Below are 18,217 nucleotides of genomic sequence, written 5' to 3' on the forward strand. Positions count from 1 at the left end.
AATCTTACAAGCTCGAGTATCACTCGGGCTTTTTTAATGCCTGCTATCTCCCCAAGCCACTCATCCATCCCCTTCTCTTTTGAGTACAAGTAGTCAGGAAGTCGACGTTAATCGCTATCTTCTTCAGTTTGTTGTCTAAAATCTTATAGATACAAAACCGCCAAAAGAAACGACACTAGTTGTTGGATTACAGGGAGAGGGAGAGGAAATGGAAAGCCCACTTGTCACACTTAAAAGTGCCAGCAAAAACTTTGTGGATGGCAAAGAGACACACCGCGTGCTGGAAGACGTAAACTTAACCCTAACAAGAGGCGCAAGTGTGGCATTAACGGGAGCAAGTGGTAGTGGAAAAAGTACCCTGCTGAATTTGATTGCAGGCTTTGAGCCTCTCTCTGGCGGTGAATTATGGTTGGATGGAGAAAACACCGCCACGTGGAAAGACCCTCAATGGAGCCGTTTTCGATATCAAAAGCTCGGCGTTATCTTCCAGCAATTCAACCTGTTAACCCCACTCAACGTTAAACAAAACATTGCCTTTCCATTGCACTTGAACCAAGAGAAATGGAACGAATGGTGTGACTATCTGGTGGAAACGTTAGGCATCAGTCCCCTGCTTGATAGACATATCTCTGCCCTTTCTGGCGGTCAGCAGCAGCGTGTCGCGATAGCCCGAGCCTTAGCCCACAAACCCAAGCTTTTGCTCGCCGATGAACCTACCGGAAACCTCGACCAAAAAGCAGGATTAGAGGTAATGAAGCTACTGAGTGAAATCACCACTCAAGGTAAAGCCGCGGTGATATTGGTGACTCACAGCGCTGAATGTGCTGACTTTATGCAGACTCAGTTACGTTTAACGAATGGCCACCTGCAACATAACCACGTTGATCGTGAACGAGAAAACCAAGAGCCGAGCTATGAAACAAACTAGGTTCGCGCACATCAAACTCGCCCTTCACCTGTTTGCGGCTCATTATCGGCAAGCGCCACTGCAAGCGGCTGCGATTCTAATTGGTATCGTGCTGGCCGTGACGTTATTTGTCGCAGTGCAAGCCATCAACCTCAATGCCAAGCGTAGCTATGCAGAATCCACCGAGCAACTTAGCGCTCAAGCACAAAACCTGATTATTCCACCAGCCGGGCAGCGCTATTTACCCGAATCGCTCTACTTCTCACTAAGGCAGAATGGATTAAGTGCCTCGCTGCCAGTGATTGAAGGTAAAGTCAGAGATGAACAAGGTCGTCGGTGGTCAATACAGGGCAGTGACCTCATTGCGGCACTCTCCTCAAGATCTCGTTACGCCAGCGATGCTAATGGCCAGCAAGATGTTTCTCTTTTTGATAGCTCACTACCTCTGCCTCAGCTCTTGGCTGGCGAGCCGATTGTAATAATGAGTCAGTCCCAACACCAAAATCTGGGTGCAGTGAACTTCATTATTCTGGATGACATCAAAACCAAAGTGGTTGTGTTGCCCGATGAGCGGCAACTAGGCAGTCGAATGTTGATGGATATTGGTTTCGCTCAACAGTTACTCAACAAACAAGGGCAACTGAGCTATATCGCGGTTTTCAGCACCGATGGTAGTGACCTTAAGAAATGGCAAAGTCTAGTCGGAGAACAAGGACAATGGATTGCCAACAGAAACAGTACCGATCTGGGTTCGCTGACGGAAAGCTTCCACCTCAATCTCACGGCAATGAGCTTATTGGCGTTTTTGGTCGGTCTGTTTATCGCCTACAACGGCGTGAAATACAGCTTACTCAAACGTAATCGTCTTTTGGTACAAATTCAGCAAGCAGGCATTGCGCCGGCCATTGTATTCTCTGCTCTGTTAGTGGAGTTGACGATTCTGGTCGCACTCGGGGCTTCACTTGGTTTCGTTTTAGGGATGCAATTGAGCCATTGGCTACATCCAACCGTCGCCCTGACGCTTGAGCAACTTTATGGTGCAACCCTGCTGCCTGGTACATGGCAGTGGCAATGGTGGGCACAAGCACTCTTGCTGACTTTAGCAGCCACTTTGTTCGCGTGCTGGCAGCACTTTAAACAGCGAGTTCATCAGCCGCTCTCTTCTCATGGTGGATTTTATCAAGCGCCGGAAACATCCAACGAAAATCAGCTTTTCATCATTGGCGCTCTGCTCACTGTGTTAGCGCTAGCGGGTTTATGGATGAGCGAGAGTCACCGCTTCACCATGGCATGGCTCGGTGTGTTGGTGATATCCATTCCTTTATATCTGCCGAAAACACTCAGTGTATTAGCTCATTGGAGCGAACAACGTGCCACATCCGGTTTACTCCAATATTTGTTTGCCGAACTACTCGAGCTGATTTCCCCACTCTCACTCGCCATGATGGCGTTGCTGCTCGCGGTTACCGCCAATATCGGCATGAATACCTTGGTTGGCAGCTTTGAATCCACCTTAAAGCATTGGCTTGACCAAAGGCTACACGCGGATATCTATGTCAGCCCATCACAAAGTGAAATCGCGAGCGTCGAGCGCGCTCTGGAGCAGTTCAACAACGTTGAGAAGGTTTATAAGCAGTATTATGTCGACGATAACCTGCAAGGTTTGCCAATTTTGCTTGGTACCAAAGATAAAGACACCTTGGAGCAAACCATGGTCTTCAAGTCTCGTGTTCCTGAGTTCTGGCCGCGCTTTTATCAAGGGGAATTGGTTGCGATCAGTGAACCAACAGCGGTGAAGCTTGGTTTATCCCTAGGCAGTCAGTTGAAACTCGACGCGCTGCAAGACGAGACTCTGACCGTCGGAGCCATTTTCTTTGACTACGGCGCACCCAACGGAGAAGTGCTACTCGCCCCTAAATTGTGGCGAGAGAGTGGCTTTACTGACTTACCGATTAGTCTGGGCATCAAAGTCTCTGGCGACAAAAAAAAGATGTACGAACACCTGCAACAGCAACTGAATCTGCATCCAAGTCAGCTCTACGATCAGGCGCACATCAAATCCATTGCCTTGGATATCTTCTCGCAAACTTTTGCTATCACACGCGCGCTCAATGGCGTGACCTTAATGGTGGCCGTGGTTGGTTTGTTCAGCGCCTGCTTTATGCTGCTCGATGCACGTAAAGCCGCCATAGCAAAGTTGTACGCGCTTGGTGTGAGTCGTCGAAAGTTGATGGCGATGGTGATTGGGCAAATTGCCGCCTTGGTCTGCTTCACGCTGGTTATCGCTTTACCACTTGGCGCGATGGTCGGATATTTACTTACTGATGTTGTCACCTTGCGTGCTTTTGGATGGAGCTTACATTACCTTTGGAGTTGGAGTGACGCTCTAAGCATCGCCCTCGTCACCATTTTGGTTGCCGTGATTGCTACTTTAATTCCACTTTGGCGCTTGGTGAGCAAACCTGTGGTGTCCAGCTTGCAGAGTGAGGTGCTGTGATGAATCACATCGTGAAAAATATCGCGCTAGTACTTGGTTGCTTATCTCTTATCTGCTGTGAAGAATCCAAACAGGAAAACATAGGTCCTTTATTGGGAGGAAGTGAACCACAGGCTGAAACCGAGCCGTTCACACCGGTGGTGAAAGGCGTTGAGATCACCTTCCCTGTTGATCATCAAGCGCATCGCGATTTTCGTCATGAATGGTGGTACTTAACCGCGAACCTAATCGATGAGCAAGGTCAGCCGCTTGGCGTACAATGGACGCAATTCCGTTTCGCTGCTGCTCCACAGAAAAATAAACAAGAAATAAAGAAAACCACATGGCAAAGCCAACAAATTTACATGGCCCACAGCGCCGTCACCACCAAAGACAAACACTACGCCGATGAAAAATGGTCACGGGATCAAACCGATATTGCCGGAGTGGACTCCTCACCATTTCGTGTTTATCTCGATGATTGGCAGTGGGTGTCTTCGACCGATGACTTGTTTCCTGCCACACTCAATACCAACTCCAGGCAATTTGGTTACTCACTCATGCTAACCAATACTGCGCCCTATCAAAAACAAGGAGAGCGAGGCTACAGCACAAAAAGTGCCGATGGTCAGGCCGCATCGTATTACTACAGCCAGCCCTTTATTGATGTAGAGGGAGAAGTCACCATTGATGGCGAAACTCGCCAGGTATCGGGTAAAGGTTGGATGGACAGAGAGTGGAGTTCACAGTACCTACTCGAATCACAACAGGGTTGGGATTGGTTTGCGCTAAGGCTGAATAGTGAAACGAGCTTGGTCGTGTTCCAACTTCGCGATTCAAAAACCGGACAAGCCAGTTACTCACATGCGCAACTGATGAACCAAGATGGTACCGCAACTGCAATTCAACAAAACGAAATCCGCTTAAAACCAAACAAACAAACGCAAATTCAAGGACGTCATTATCCGACCGAGTGGCAGCTTTCGATTCCTAGCCAACAAGTTAATCTCACTATATCTGCACTCAATGTAAACGCGAAAATGCCGCTATCTGTCGCGTATTGGGAAGGTCCGGTGACCATAGACGGTTCTCATTCGGGAACAGGCTATATGGAGCTGACTGGGTATTGAGCACTTTATTGTGTGCTTCGCTTACCAGTGTGAGGCTTAACCTATTGTTGAACAACAATATCTTTATTGAAAACAACCGACCGCGACGCATTTATCCAATAACAGCCTTGAAAGCTTGCCTTGTTACGATACGCTTTGAGCAAATCAAACAAGGATGAACCAATAATGCGCGTCGATTATCATAAACGACTCGTTCCTGTGATTCGCTATCTGGAACAGCACTTTAACGAACCTCTCAATTTGCTCGAAGTGGCGGCGTTAGCGAACCTATCTCCCTATCACTTTCATCGTACCTTTAAAGCCGTACAGGGCGAGACCTTAGCCGATTTCATTCGACGTTTAAGACTAGAAGCCGCAGCGGATGACCTGTTCAAATCCAAACAACCGGTGCTCAATATTGCTTTAGAGTACAGTTTTTCTAGCTCGCAAAGCTTAGCCAAAGCCTTCAAACAACATTACGGCGTGACGCCAACGGCCTTTCGCGATTGCGAAAACTACCAACAGTTTTCTGAATTAGCGCGAAGCAGCAAGATTGGACACACGTTGCGCAAGAATGGAAACGAAGAAAATCCCAGCGGTTCATATACTGGTTCTGAACTCACAACATGGAACATTATTATGGAAACGCAACACTTTGAATCCACCAAACTGGCGTACATTCGCGTGAATGGCCCTTACGGCGAAGGATATGAAGAGCCAGCAGGTCGCCTGTATCAATGGGCTGGCATGAAAGGTCTTGCAGGCAATACCTGCATCTTTATTTACCACGATAACCCAGAAATCACGCCGAACGAGAAATGTCGAACGGACATCTGTTTGATGGTGCCTGAAAGCACCGAAGTCCCAAGTGGCATTGAGCTGCAAGACTTTCCTGGTGGCCAATACGCAGTCATGCGTCAACACATCACGGAAAACAACCAATACTCAAAAGCGTGGGATGATTTGATGAGTAAAGTGATTGAGTCTGGCATTGAAAATGATGATCGTCCTTGCTTCGAACTTTACCATAGCTTTGACCCACAAACTCACCATGCAGATGTTAGTTTCTGCACTGCCATCAAATAGCCGAAAAGCCTGCGACTATGCAGGCTTTTTATCTGATTAAGCATTCCAACTCAATTAAATCGCTTCGCCATTTACAGTGACTGCAACGTCGATATTACCTCGTACCGCATTTGAGTATGGGCAAACCTGATGCGAAGTACGAGTCAGTTCAAGCGCTTGCTCTTGTGGTAAATCCAGCTCAACCGCCAGGCTAACTGTCAAAGCAAAACCACCGTTGCCGTTCTGACCAATTCCCACTTCCGCCGTTACTGGCGCCTGTTTGAGATTCACTTTAGCTTCACGGGCTACGTGTAGAATCGCGTTAGAAAAACACGCCGAGTAACCCGCAGCAAACAGTTGCTCAGGGTTTGTCGCTGCACCAGTGCCCCCCATTTCTTTCGGGTACGCTAAGTCAAGAGACAATAGGCCATCATTGGTTTTCACTTGGCCATTACGACCAGCAAGAGCCGTTGCTTGAGTTTTGTATAACGTCGTCATACGAATATCCCCTTTCAATTTAAGTTGCGCACAATTTAATTGCTTGCAATCTTATATCGAAACAAAGATAACTTGCAACTATATTGTGCACAATTTATTTTGCTACCAACACAAAGTGATCAGATAGGCCAACTCCATGAATCAGTGCTACACAGAAAATCCGTTGAACGACGATGAGAAAATTTTGCTGGAGAATCAAGTTTGCTTTCCGCTCTACAGCGCTGCGAATGCCGTGATTCGTGCCTATCGCCCACTTTTAGATGAGCTGGAACTCACCTACTCTCAATATCTGGTGATGATGGTTCTGTGGGAACAAGACGGCGCTAGTGTAAAAGAGTTAGGCTCGCGCCTTCATTTAGATTCAGGCACCCTGACACCATTGTTAAAGCGACTAGAAGCAAAAAAATTCGTCACCAGAGGCAGAAGTGAAACAGATGAGCGCGTGCGGGTCTTGAACCTGACCGAGGAAGGAAAACAGTTAAAAACACGTGCTAAATCGGTTCCTAACGCCATAGCCTGCAAAATAACATTGGAACTGGATGAACTGATTACTTTAAAGAATTTGTGCAACAAACTATTGGCTACATTGGGATAACCTTGTTAGTTAATATCCTGATAAATCGATATAAACCTGCATATGCAGGTTTTTTTATGCATCAGATTTAGACACCGCACCGACACTGATGCGCAAAAAGTAAAACCCAATGAGTCATTGCAACAAAAGAGGCGTAATAGGTTTTTTCTATTTAGAAAAATAGGAATCAGCTATCAATAGGATAGCTAAAAGCAATTTTATTTAATCTAACTCAGGTGCGAATATACTTTCCGACAGCAAGATTTGCTAATCCAAAAATAACCGAAAGGAAAGTAAAGTAATGATCAATACTAAAATCAAACCATTTACAGCTACAGCGTTTAAAGAAGGCGAATTCGTACAAGTAACAGAGCAGGATGTTCTAGGTAAGTGGGCGGTATTCTTCTTCTACCCAGCAGACTTTACATTCGTTTGTCCGACAGAGCTAGGTGACTTAGCAGACCACTACGCAGAGCTACAAAGCCGTGGCGTTGAAGTGTACTCAGTATCAACAGACACTCACTTCACTCACAAAGCATGGCACGACAGTTCTGAAACTATCGGCAAGATCAACTACTACATGCTTGGCGACCAAACTGGCAACATCACAAACAACTTTGGTGTGATGCGTGAAGGTCAAGGTCTTGCAGACCGTGCGACTTTCCTAATCGACCCAGAAGGTGTTATCCAAGCAATGGAAATCACTGCAGAAGGCATCGGCCGTGACGCAGAAGACCTACTACGCAAAGTGAAAGCGGCTCAATACGTAGCTTCACACCCAGGCGAAGTTTGCCCAGCAAAATGGAAAGAAGGCGAAGAAACTCTAGCTCCTTCTCTAGACCTAGTAGGCAAAATCTAATTCTAGGCTAGCCAACTCCGGTTCAGTCTACGAACCGAAACCTAATTAAAGATTAAAGAGAGCAATCCGGGTTAGATACCTTGACGACCTTCTTCCCGGTTGCTCTCTCCTCTTGTTTTTATCCAGAGTAACCACTCTTCTGTTTATTAAAAGGTAATAACAACTATGTTAGACCAAGCGATCCAACAACAACTCAAACAATATCTGGCTAATGTAAAAGAAGACGTACGTCTAGTGGTTAGCCTAGATGAAAGCAAAGCAGCGAACGATATTTTGTCTCTGGCAAATCAAATCGCAGATATGAGCGACCTTATTTCTGTTGTTCGTGACGACGCGGCCAGCGATCGTAAACCAGTAATGACGGTAACTAACCCAGCGAAAGGCACAGCACTTAGCTTTGCAGGCCTGCCTATGGGTCATGAATTTACATCACTAGTGCTTGCGCTTCTTCATTCTGGTGGCCATCCGATCAAGCTAGAACCAGAAGTGATTGAACAAATAGCAGCGCTAGACAAAGAACTGAATGTAGAAATCTTTATTTCATTATCGTGCCAAAACTGTCCTGACGTTGTTCAAGCCTTCAATATGATGGCTGCTATTAACCCGAAAGTGAAAGCAACGATGATTGACGGTGCGTTGTTCCAGGACGAAGTGAAGCAGCGTGATATCATGGCTGTACCAAGCGTATTTGTTAACGGTGAGCTATTCGGTCAAGGCCGTATGTCACTGACAGAAATCCTGAACAAAGTAGACGACAGCGCGAGCGAGAAAGCAGCAAAAGCACTGGAAGAAAAAGAACCATACGACGTACTCGTTGTAGGTGGTGGACCTGGTGGTAGTGCAGCGGCACTTTACGCAGCTCGTAAAGGTATCCGTACTGGTGTTGTAGCTAAGCGCTTTGGTGGTCAGGTTATGGATACCATGGCGATCGAAAACTTTGTGTCAGTTAAACGTACTGAAGGTCCAAAGCTTGCTGCTGATCTTGGCGAACATTTGAAAGAGTACGACGTTGACGTTGTCACAGAGCAACAAGCTAAGAAACTAATGGGTGCTGCACACACTGAAGACGGTCTCATCCATATTCAACTAGAAAGCGGCGCAACACTGAAGAGTCAGAGTGTTATTCTGAGCCCTGGCGCTCGCTGGCGTGAAATGAATGTTCCGGGTGAGCAAGAGTACCGTAACAAAGGTGTAGCATACTGCCCACACTGTGACGGCCCGCTATTCAAAGGCAAAAAGACAGCCGTTATCGGCGGCGGTAACTCAGGTATTGAAGCGGCAATTGACCTTGCTGGTATTGTAGAACACGTTACTGTACTAGAGTTTGCTGACGTTCTTCGTGCAGACCAAGTGCTTATCAACAAAGCCAACTCACTGCCGAATATTGACATCATTATGATGGCACAAACGACTGAAGTTGTGGGTGACGGCAAACGCGTAACTGGTCTGAAGTACAAAGACCGTAACACAGATGAAATCAAAGAGCTGGAGCTATCGGGTATTTTCGTACAAATCGGTCTGGTTCCAAACACTGAGTGGTTGAAAGATTCAGATGTGAACTTGTCTCCACGCGGTGAGATTGAAGTAGGTAGCCATGGTGAAACCAGCTTGGAAGGTGTTTTCGCTGCGGGTGACGCAACAACCGTTCCTTACAAGCAGATCATCATCGCGATGGGTGAAGGTGCAAAAGCTAGCTTAGGCGCGTTCGACTACCTGATTCGCAAACAAGGTTAAGATCCAGCACTTCTGGAATAAAAACAAAAGAAGCCCAAAGATTTTGCCAGCAGACCTCTATCTGCTGGCTTTTTTTATCCACTAATTTTGTAATCCATAAATACTAAAAACCACTTTCTCTTTTAAACCAGACAGTTAAAAACACCTTCCTTTGATTGCAGAACGCCACAGCTCTATATGCCATGCATCATTGTCAACACAGAAAATATTCACCATTTAAATACCTGCAATACACAAATGTAATGACTTTTTGATGGACGTACATCGCTTCATATATACAATGCAAATCATTCTTATTTACAATAACGTCTAGACTGGATAAAGATGTACACTCTCCCATTCAAATTAACCCCTATTGCTTTACTTATTGGCGCAGCAACCGCTTTTACTTCTGCAGCGAATGCTGAAGATCAAGCCACACAAAAGAGCACCGACACCACAGAGGTTCTCAGCGTTTGGGGTACTTCCGTCGGCGACTCAACCTCACTACTAAGTGACGATATTTCAATGAAACAAGCCGACCACTTAAGTGATCTACTACGCGACCAAGCAGGCGTTGACGTCGGTGGAACGCATTCATTGAACCAAAGCATCAACATTCGTGGTGTCAGTGAACTGGATTTGGATATCACGATTGATGGCGCGAGTCAGGCGAATAACGTTTTCCACCATGTCGGCAACCTTCTGATCAACCCGGACATCATCAAAGCTGTTGATATCCAAGTCGGCACTAACTCTGTGCTAAACAGCGGCTTAGGTGGTGGCGTTGCTTTTGAGACTAAAGATGCCAAAGATTTGCTACGCGCAGGTGAAAAAGCCGGTTTCCGAGCGAATGCTGGCTATGCATCTAATGATTACTACCAGTACTCAGGTACAGGTTACGCCCAACTCACTGATAGTGTTGATGCACTTGCCTATTACAGCGTTGTCGACCGCAACAACCCCGAAGATGGCGATGGTGAGAAACAAGTCGGTGAAGAAGGAAAAACAGAAAACTACTTTGTGAAATTTGGCTGGGATGCGAACGATGCCAACCGCTTTGAACTAAGTTACGACTACTACAAGGATGCTGGGGATTACACGCTTAAATCCAATATGGGTAACTCTTACGATCACTCAAGTTTCATCCGGCCAATTGAATACACGCGTGAAACCATTGCTCTGATCCATGAGCTAGCGCTGCGCAACACAGATGTTCGTTCTAATGTCTACTTCAACGAAATGAACTATCAGAACAAGAGCCCAAGCACAGGCGATGTTGGCGAGGGAAACACCCAAGTTTATGGTGCAAAAGTACTGGCTGAGACCATGCTCGAAACGGCAGGTATTGAGCACACTGCAAGATATGGCGCCGAAGGTGCAATGCAAGAAGCGAAGAAAGTCACCAATGGAACTACCGTTTCTGGCAGTAAAGAAACCGCAGATTCTTTTGCTGTTTATGTTGAAGATGAAATTACGTTAACAGATGCTTGGTTTGTTACACCAGGTGCCCGCTACAACCATTACAAAGTTGATATGGCGGCGTCAGACAAGACCTTTAAAGACTTCACGTTTGCACTGTCTACGCAATACGCTCTTACTGAAAACTGGACTTTGCGCGCAGCTGCAACTGAGCTGTTCAAAGGGCCGGGTCTAACCGGTTCATACATTTCATCTGGTTCTAGTTACAACTCAGATTTAAAAGCGGAAACGGGTGTGAACTACGAAGCAGCGATTGCCTACGAGTCTCAGAAAGTGCTGGGATTAGACAGTCTGGGCTTCTCTTTCACGGCGTTTGAAACGCAGATTGACGACTACATCGACGATACCATGACGGCAAAAGCGTCAACATACAGCAACGAAGGTGACGTTGAAATCCAAGGTTTCGAATCTGTTTTCAACCTGCGTAAAGGTGATCTTAGCGGCCGTATTACGTACTCGCACTCCGATTCAGAGTTCGTCAAAGTCAACAGCGGAAGCAGCTACGTAACTGGCCAATCTCTGGATGACGAAGTTGGCGATAGCATCTCACTAAACATTGGCTACGACATTGTTGATTTGGGCGTATCGGTAAACTGGACAAGTCAATGGGCACTGGACCTAAGCAAAGATGTCGAAGAAGACTCTGAGAAAGACGGCTACAATGTCCACGACATCAATGTTCGATGGATTCCAAATACGTTCCAAGATCTAAGCATCACTGCTGCGGTTGAGAACATGTTCGATGAACACTACTCATCTCATGCATCTCATGACTTTGGCCGCACAGACTACGAGCCAGGACGTAACTTTAAGCTTTCAGCGGCTTACCAGTTCTAAGCAATTAGTGATTACTTTAATGTACTACAAAGGCTAGCTTCTTAAAGTTAGCCTTTTTAATTATCTTATCCAAAACAAAAGTAAGCACTTACTCCAAACCATAAATGCTCCCAAGCCAGTGCCTTTGTTTAAACCTCACTTTGAAGAGAACTTTGTCTTAAAAAAAGGACTGTTCTGAAAAAACTGAAATTCCCATCCCCAAAATATTCAAAAAAGAGATTCAAACTCAAACGCTATGAAATCATTACACTATACTGACCTAGACACTTAGTAGCATATGGAAGCTGATATATGAAAATAAAATCAATAGCAGCAATGATAGGAGCAGCATTACCAGTCACTGCCCTAGCTGCAGATAAGCCAAACATCGTGGTAATATTTGGCGATGATATTGGCTGGCAAAACGTCAGTGCTTATGGCATGGGTACGATGGGATACAAAACGCCCAACATCGATAGTATCGCCAACGAAGGCATCATGTTTACCGACCACTATGCTCAGCCAAGTTCTACTGCGGGTCGAGCAGCGTTTATTACCGGTCAATATCCTATACGTTCAGGCATGACCACTGTACAGTTTCCCGGTGGTGAATTAGGCCTCAAAAAAGAGTCCCCTTCTTTGGCCGAAGTCTTAAAAGAAGTGGGTTACGCGACAGGACAATTTGGTAAAAACCATCTCGGCGACCACAACTTTGCCTTACCAACCGTTCATGGCTTTGATGAATTTTTCGGTAATTTATATCACTTAAATACTCAGGAAGAGCACGAACAGAGAGACTACATTAACTTTGCCAAAGAGTATTCAGGCTCTGTTGAAGAGTACTCGAAAAAATTTGGAACTCGTGGCGTCCTGCATTGCTATGCAACTGAGAAAGAGGACAAAACCGTTGAACCAAGATTCGGAGAAGTCGGTAAACAAAAATGCACTGATACAGGCCCTCTGGGTAATGAACGAATGAAGAATTTTGACCGTGAGGAAATGCTCCCAGCGGCGATCAAGTTTATCGACCAATCCGTTAAAGACGACAAGCCATTCTTTACTTGGATCAATACCAGTCGCATGCACTTGTATACACGTTTAGATGACAAGTGGCGCTACGCAGCCGAGAAATACACCAGTGAATTTGACTATTATGGCAGCGGCATGCTGCAACACGATGCCGACATTGGATATTTATTGGCAGAACTAGATAAAAGGGGCTTAACCGAGAACACGATTATCATCTACTCAACAGATAACGGCCCAGAACACTCATCGTGGCCACACGGCGGTACAACACCATTCCGTGGTGAAAAGATGACCACCTATGAGGGTGGGGTAAGAGTACCGACGATGGTTAAATGGCCTGCAGCAATTCCTGCGGGGCAAGTGTTGAACGGTATTCAAGGACATCAGGATCTCTTTACCACGTTAGCCTCGGCTGCTGGGATCAAGGATGTTAACGAAAAAATGATCAAAGAAAAGAAACAGTATATCGACGGTGTTGATAACTTAGCGTATTGGAAAGGAGAATCCGATCACTCCGCTCGTAAATCCATTTTTTACTACTTCGAAGGTCAGTTGTCTGCTGTGCGTGTCGGACCTTGGAAGTTCCACTTCGCCGTTGCAGAACATTACTACGACAACCTAGTCACACTTAACAAACCTAAAGTGTACAACTTACGCGCCGATCCATTCGAAAGCTATGATTCGATAGATTCAAACGGCCACTTAGCTCAGAAAATTTCATGGCTGCTTGCGCCGGTAAGTGAAATGGTTCAAGAACATGTGAAGAGCTTGGTGGAGTATCCTCCAACGCAAGGAGGTACGTCATTTGACATGACGAAAACGATCGAAGATGCGATGAGTTCAACGCAACAATAAGTGATATCTTGGAAATCATTTAAAAGGGTGAACAGAATGCAGTTCGCCCTTTTTTTTGCCAAGGTGGTACGGCTGTAAAACAATTTACGCCAGATAGAAACGGTTTCGCCAACCCTAAATAGGATTGGCGAAAGCTAATAGTTCGAAATAGTTAGTGAGTACTTACAGTATGGCTTGACGGCTTGGTAGGAAGACTTCACCCAGCATACAGCGAACAGAACCGCCACCAATAGATTCGATTGTAGTCACGTCAAACGGCAGTAATTTACCATGCGTCGCCAACTGATTTCTTTGTGCTGGAGAAAATGCATCGTACGCCGATTGAGACATAGCAATCACCTTATCACCGTTCACGGTTTCCAGTTGAAGGATGTTGCCACAGAACTGGTTCATCTGGTCAATCGAAATTGAGATCACTTGTTTGTCTTTAGCTAGTGATTTCAATACAAAACGGCGCTCAAACTCAGGGATCACTTCATCACAGATAACACAGAATTGCTCACCTACCGCCATCATCACGTTTGTATGATAAATAGGCGATCCAGACGGTAAACGTGTTTGGAATGAGATCACGCGATCGTAACCAATGCGATTGGCATAATCTTCCAATACTAAACGATCGCAGCGCTGAGAAAGTGCCGCATAAACCGCCTTGTTGAAGTGGTCGAAAATCATCACGCCAGTGCTTTCCAGATACGCATGATCATTCACGTACTCTGTCAAACTGCTTTGCTTATGTACTTCTCGGCCAGCTTGTGCAAGCGCTGCAACCAAAGCTTCTGGACGCACTTCTTTCTGGCGGTTTTCACAAGCCATCGGGAATGTATATAAGGTTCCGTCACACGTAGTACTAAACCAGTTATTCGGGAAAACAGCATCAGGAGTCGCGACATCGGACAGCGGATAATCAAATTCCACGACCTGAACACCTTCCTGACGCAACGTTGCTACCATGGCAGCAAATTCAGCCATTGTTTTTCGCGAGACGTCTTCTTGACTGAGCGACACCTGGTTCTGAAACTCATTGTCTCTCGCAGTTTCTTCGTTAAAACGAAATTCTTTAGGTGGCACCATCACTACACAGTTTGCGGTATGGCGCAGAGCACTTGGCGTGCTTTCTTCGTTCCCATTGGCAAATTGGGGTACTGATTCGTGTAATAGCATCCGATACATTCCTTATCACTAGAATGAAGAGATTGTAAATACATTGTTAAGTAAGGTTTTACTGTTTTCACGATTATTTCATCACTCCAAAAGTAATTTTTACTGCTTTAAACCATCTGTACAGTAATATTTCTTGCCACCTTATAGGCTAAAAATTTTGTGTTAAGCGAGTTACAAATCGAAAAAATCAGTGTTACTAACTCAAATTATAGCCAATTACACAGAGTTAGCTTAAAGATATACGCAATTCATCATTGAACTTGCTTTAAATACAAGAAATAGCAAATATAGAAACAACAATAAAAAACCTATAAATCTGAATATAAATTCAGGCAATTAAAGGGCACATCAAGACCTTTTCAACTAAAAGTATGAACGCTCAATTTAGATTTTTATATATAAAAAGACACTCGAAAAGCAATGAGTACGCTTTGATTTCAACTCTGTTACGGGAGATGGAAACCATCAAAGGAATGTATTCTCAGATATGAAGCGATAAACATCACATTTATTCTGCTAATATCACATCTTGTTGCGTATCTATGACAATGGACACCATACAGAGTATCTGGCTGACTGCATTTATCCCTTCATTTTCTGATAAACGGCTATACTCAGTGAATGGCTGGTTCTACCCAAACCACGACAAATGGTAACGGGCACTTAAACTTATAAGAAGGTAATTAGCTTATGTGTAAATGTGGTTCAATGCAGATCGTACAAGTAAAACCTAGTTGGGCTGACAAGCTATTTGGCTACACAGAAAGATGGAAATGCCAACTTTGTAGTAAGATATACCGCATATAAAAAATAAAAAGTACTCTTAGTTTTCCTAAGAAAAAGCAGTGTGACCCGACAATGACAGTCGGGTTTTATTTTTTCCGCACAGAGCACCAGCCTCGCACAGCAATTGCAGCCTTACCTCGCTTAGGTGTATCCAAATTACTTCAATATGCAGGATTCAGAGCCTTGCCGCGCCTGTGAACCAAGACATTCTCGCGGAACCTAGCATCTCGAGGTTATTTGGGTATAAAATCAGGCCCACTTATTTCCTCCTAAAGTCATACATATTTGATCACTATGAACAAAAGTTTGTTAACTAATGTCCTCGCAATAGTATTGATGGGCGCTGGCCATCAACTTCAAAACAACTATCTTTGGTATGCGGGTTTGTTCGCATTTTCAGGCGCTATTACCAACTGGCTTGCGATCCACATGCTGTTTGAAAAGGTACCTGGGTTATACGGTTCTGGCGTCATTCCTGCACGATTTGAGGAATTCAAACTTGCGATCAAAAACCTGATGATGGAGCAGTTCTTTACTGCAGCCAATATTGATCGCTTTCTGAATAAAGAGATGACAAGTGGCGCGAGCATTAATCTTCAACCTGTGATTGATAAAGTAGATTTTAATCCAGCTTTTGACTCTTTGGTCGAGGTCATCGAGGGCTCTCAGTTTGGGGGCATGCTGGCTATGTTTGGGGGCGCTGAAGCACTCCAGCCGATGAAGCAACCTTTCGTTGAGAAGATGCAGCAATCTTTAGTTGAGCTTAGCCAAAGTGATTCAGTGAAAGAAGCACTAAAAGAACAGTTTGAATCGCCTGCCATGATGGACGAAATCAAACAAAATATAGAAAGTATCATCGATCAACGCCTCAGCGAACTCACGCCAGCGCTCGTTAAGGAAATGGTACAAAGAATGATTAAAGAACACTTAGGCTGGCTTGTCGTTTGGGGCGGCGTCTTTGGTGGTCTGATAGGGATTCTGACCACCTTAATCAGTGGCTAGTAGCCCTACATTCTAAGCTGAACAAAAAGGAGCCGCAGGCTCCTTTTTAAATTGCAATCGTTCAAGATTATCCGAGCAACTCGGGGTTCACACCAAACCCGGTTTTGTGTTCTTCAATCACCACTTCACTGCGCGTCTGAATGACACCAGGCAACGTACCAAGCTTACTTGACATAAATTCCTGATAAGCTTTCATACTTTTGACACGAACTTTGATCATGGTATCGAAGTCCCCAGAAAGCGAATAACACTCTTCTATTTCTGGCATTAACTCAACCGCCTTGGCAAATTTCTCGAAAATCGAGAAGCTGGTTTGATCCAGACGAATGTGAATGAACACCTGTACGTCCAGCCCCAATTTTTCAGCATTGAGATCGGCATGATAACCATTGATAAAACCTTCCTTCTCCAGCCTTTTTACCCGATCAGAACAAGGAGAGGTGGTTAAATTTATCAGCTTTGCTAGTTCTACAACTGGAATTCGGCCTCGCGAATGAAGCACTCTCAAAATATGTAAATCAATCCTGTCCAATTGATAACTCATCAATTACACCCTAGTCACAACTTTTGGAGCTTCACATTAATCGCTAGCGCTTCATTTGCAAACTGGCAATTGAGCAACGTGTGAAATCTGCTTTATTTTAATTTTGGCTAAGTATAAAAAACGGACACCAATAAGACATCCACCTAGTACGATAACGGTAGTTTAAGGCCGAGAGGGCACCGACACCGGTATATACGTAGGGTAAAGAACGAGCCAAAGATGTTAGCCAGGATGGGGCAACGAAAAGAATCGGAGCGACTCGCAAGATGGAATGACGATGAAGCAATTAAAATTGAGATCATGAGGAGACGTAGATTCCGCACGGAAGCGATACAGAGAGAACATTACTGAGGGAGAAGTAATGTTAAACATACCACTTACGCGCAAACTTTTTGGGCCTAGCGAATAGCATCCATGTAATTCACAAAAACATGAGGCGGGAGCTCGCTAAGATGCCCCTTAATAAACAATTCATGTTCTGAAACGAAACCAGTTTCAACACTAATCTAAATTATACGATTGCCGATGTTTGTCTCGTTGGGTGTGATACCACTTCACCAATAGCGCGATGGTTACAGCGTCGACAGAAGTACTGGGGCTCCATTTCATAATAGTGCTCTCCCGATACAAACTTTGCCATCAACTGCGTAAAGCTCAGCACTTTCCCTGTGAAAGTTTCACCCGGTTGTGAATCACAACGTCTCATAATGACCTTGTGTTGAGTCGACTTTCTACAAGCTGAACAATATATTTCCGGCATCTAATTTTCTCCCATCATTTTCTGTGGCTACTGATAATTGACATATTTTGTTCAAAATAATTCCACATTAAAAAACACACTTTCCTGTTTTGTGTACTACCTTCAAAAATTAGGCCCAATGTGTCAAAAAATTGAGACGTTGGTCAGATATCAACTTTTATTCCATTTTTGTAAATATCAACGCCTATTGGTGTCACAACACGGCGAACTACACATAACTTATTGTTACCCATTACTATTTTAACTACCTCTTTACAAATTAACTGTCACCGCAATGTTAGTTTTGTGCTGGTTTAAGTGAAGAATTCACACTGTTGATAAGGCATTTAGCGCAGACTTTCACTTTTCATTCAATGATATAGCGCCATCGTTGTGACCATTTTTTGCCAAAAAGAAAACCAAAGAAAAGTGTGATATCGAATAAAAATAAGGCTGACATTGACGCTCTGTTACCAATAGGCGACAGCATCAATTGAGATATGAAGGAAAGTCGCTAGCCTCACGAGGACTTACAAGAGGTGAGATTCAGATAAAAATAAAGCCCGCTATCAAAGCGGGCTCTATTCGTTCTATCTGTA

General features: G+C 44.7%; 14 protein-coding genes. 10 read left to right on the plus strand and 4 right to left on the minus strand.

Translation table 11 applies throughout. The features are described from left to right. Nucleotides 1-208: 208 nt before the first annotated feature. From WJM94_RS08880 to WJM94_RS08895, 4 genes are all read left to right on the plus strand, one after another. Nucleotides 209-928, plus strand: a complete 720-nt coding sequence (locus WJM94_RS08880; RefSeq protein ID WP_444493887.1) for an ABC transporter ATP-binding protein — start codon at nt 209-211, stop codon at nt 926-928. Continuing rightward, complete coding sequence (locus WJM94_RS08885; protein WP_444493888.1) at nt 915-3,404, plus strand: FtsX-like permease family protein; 2,490 nt, start codon at nt 915-917, stop codon at nt 3,402-3,404. Before WJM94_RS08880 ends, WJM94_RS08885 begins: the two co-directional genes overlap by 14 nt. Further along, nucleotides 3,404-4,513, plus strand: coding sequence for a lipocalin-like domain-containing protein (locus tag WJM94_RS08890; protein ID WP_444493889.1), 1,110 nt, complete (start codon nt 3,404-3,406; stop codon nt 4,511-4,513). The genes WJM94_RS08885 and WJM94_RS08890 overlap by 1 nt, the downstream gene beginning before the upstream one ends. A 165-nt stretch (nt 4,514-4,678) precedes the next feature. Beyond that, a complete protein-coding gene (locus tag WJM94_RS08895; RefSeq protein ID WP_444493890.1) occupies nt 4,679-5,578 on the plus strand; it encodes an AraC family transcriptional regulator in 900 nt (299 codons plus the stop codon). Between the two features lie 54 nt (nt 5,579-5,632). Here the strand turns inward: WJM94_RS08895 and WJM94_RS08900 are convergent, their stop codons facing one another. After that, nucleotides 5,633-6,055, minus strand: coding sequence for an organic hydroperoxide resistance protein (locus WJM94_RS08900; RefSeq protein WP_444493891.1), 423 nt, complete (start codon nt 6,053-6,055; stop codon nt 5,633-5,635). 136 nt (nt 6,056-6,191) lie between these two features. Here WJM94_RS08900 and WJM94_RS08905 point away from each other — a divergent pair, with 136 nt between their 5' ends. The 5 genes from WJM94_RS08905 to WJM94_RS08925 all read left to right on the plus strand — a co-directional run bounded on the left by WJM94_RS08905 (nt 6,192) and on the right by WJM94_RS08925 (nt 13,383). Then, nucleotides 6,192-6,650 carry a MarR family winged helix-turn-helix transcriptional regulator gene (locus tag WJM94_RS08905; protein WP_444493892.1) on the plus strand — a complete coding sequence of 153 codons (459 nt, stop codon included), beginning with the start codon at nt 6,192-6,194 and terminating at the stop codon, nt 6,648-6,650. Between the two features lie 280 nt (nt 6,651-6,930). Beyond that, nucleotides 6,931-7,488 carry an alkyl hydroperoxide reductase subunit C gene (ahpC, locus tag WJM94_RS08910; protein ID WP_444493893.1) on the plus strand — a complete coding sequence of 186 codons (558 nt, stop codon included), beginning with the start codon at nt 6,931-6,933 and terminating at the stop codon, nt 7,486-7,488. A 165-nt stretch (nt 7,489-7,653) separates the two neighbouring features. Then, nucleotides 7,654-9,222: an alkyl hydroperoxide reductase subunit F gene (ahpF, locus tag WJM94_RS08915; protein ID WP_444493894.1), complete on the plus strand. Its 1,569-nt coding sequence runs from the start codon at nt 7,654-7,656 to the stop codon at nt 9,220-9,222. A gap of 324 nt (nt 9,223-9,546) precedes the next feature. Beyond that, a complete protein-coding gene (locus WJM94_RS08920) occupies nt 9,547-11,520 on the plus strand; it encodes a TonB-dependent receptor domain-containing protein (protein ID WP_444493895.1) in 1,974 nt (657 codons plus the stop codon). A gap of 291 nt (nt 11,521-11,811) precedes the next feature. Then, nucleotides 11,812-13,383 (plus strand): arylsulfatase, encoded by a 1,572-nt coding sequence (locus WJM94_RS08925; RefSeq protein WP_444493896.1) that lies wholly within the window; start codon nt 11,812-11,814, stop codon nt 13,381-13,383. A gap of 162 nt (nt 13,384-13,545) precedes the next feature. Here WJM94_RS08925 and WJM94_RS08930 read toward each other — a convergent pair whose 3' ends face one another. Then, nucleotides 13,546-14,547 (minus strand): arginine deiminase-related protein, encoded by a 1,002-nt coding sequence (locus WJM94_RS08930; protein ID WP_444493897.1) that lies wholly within the window; start codon nt 14,545-14,547, stop codon nt 13,546-13,548. Nucleotides 14,548-15,627: 1,080 nt separating this feature from the next. Between WJM94_RS08930 and WJM94_RS08935 the strand changes: the two genes are divergently transcribed. Beyond that, a complete protein-coding gene (locus tag WJM94_RS08935) occupies nt 15,628-16,335 on the plus strand; it encodes a DUF445 domain-containing protein (RefSeq protein WP_444493898.1) in 708 nt (235 codons plus the stop codon). Nucleotides 16,336-16,402: 67 nt separating this feature from the next. Here the strand turns inward: WJM94_RS08935 and WJM94_RS08940 are convergent, their stop codons facing one another. Next, nucleotides 16,403-16,879 (minus strand): Lrp/AsnC family transcriptional regulator, encoded by a 477-nt coding sequence (locus WJM94_RS08940; protein WP_444493899.1) that lies wholly within the window; start codon nt 16,877-16,879, stop codon nt 16,403-16,405. A gap of 511 nt (nt 16,880-17,390) precedes the next feature. Continuing rightward, the gene (locus WJM94_RS08945) at nt 17,391-17,639 is read right to left on the minus strand and encodes a hypothetical protein (protein ID WP_444493900.1); all 249 of its coding nucleotides are present in this window, start codon (nt 17,637-17,639) and stop codon (nt 17,391-17,393) included. Nucleotides 17,640-18,217 lie beyond the last annotated feature (578 nt).

The sequence above is a fragment of the Vibrio sp. YIC-376 genome (assembly GCF_052353105.1).
Classification (GTDB): domain Bacteria; phylum Pseudomonadota; class Gammaproteobacteria; order Enterobacterales; family Vibrionaceae; genus Vibrio.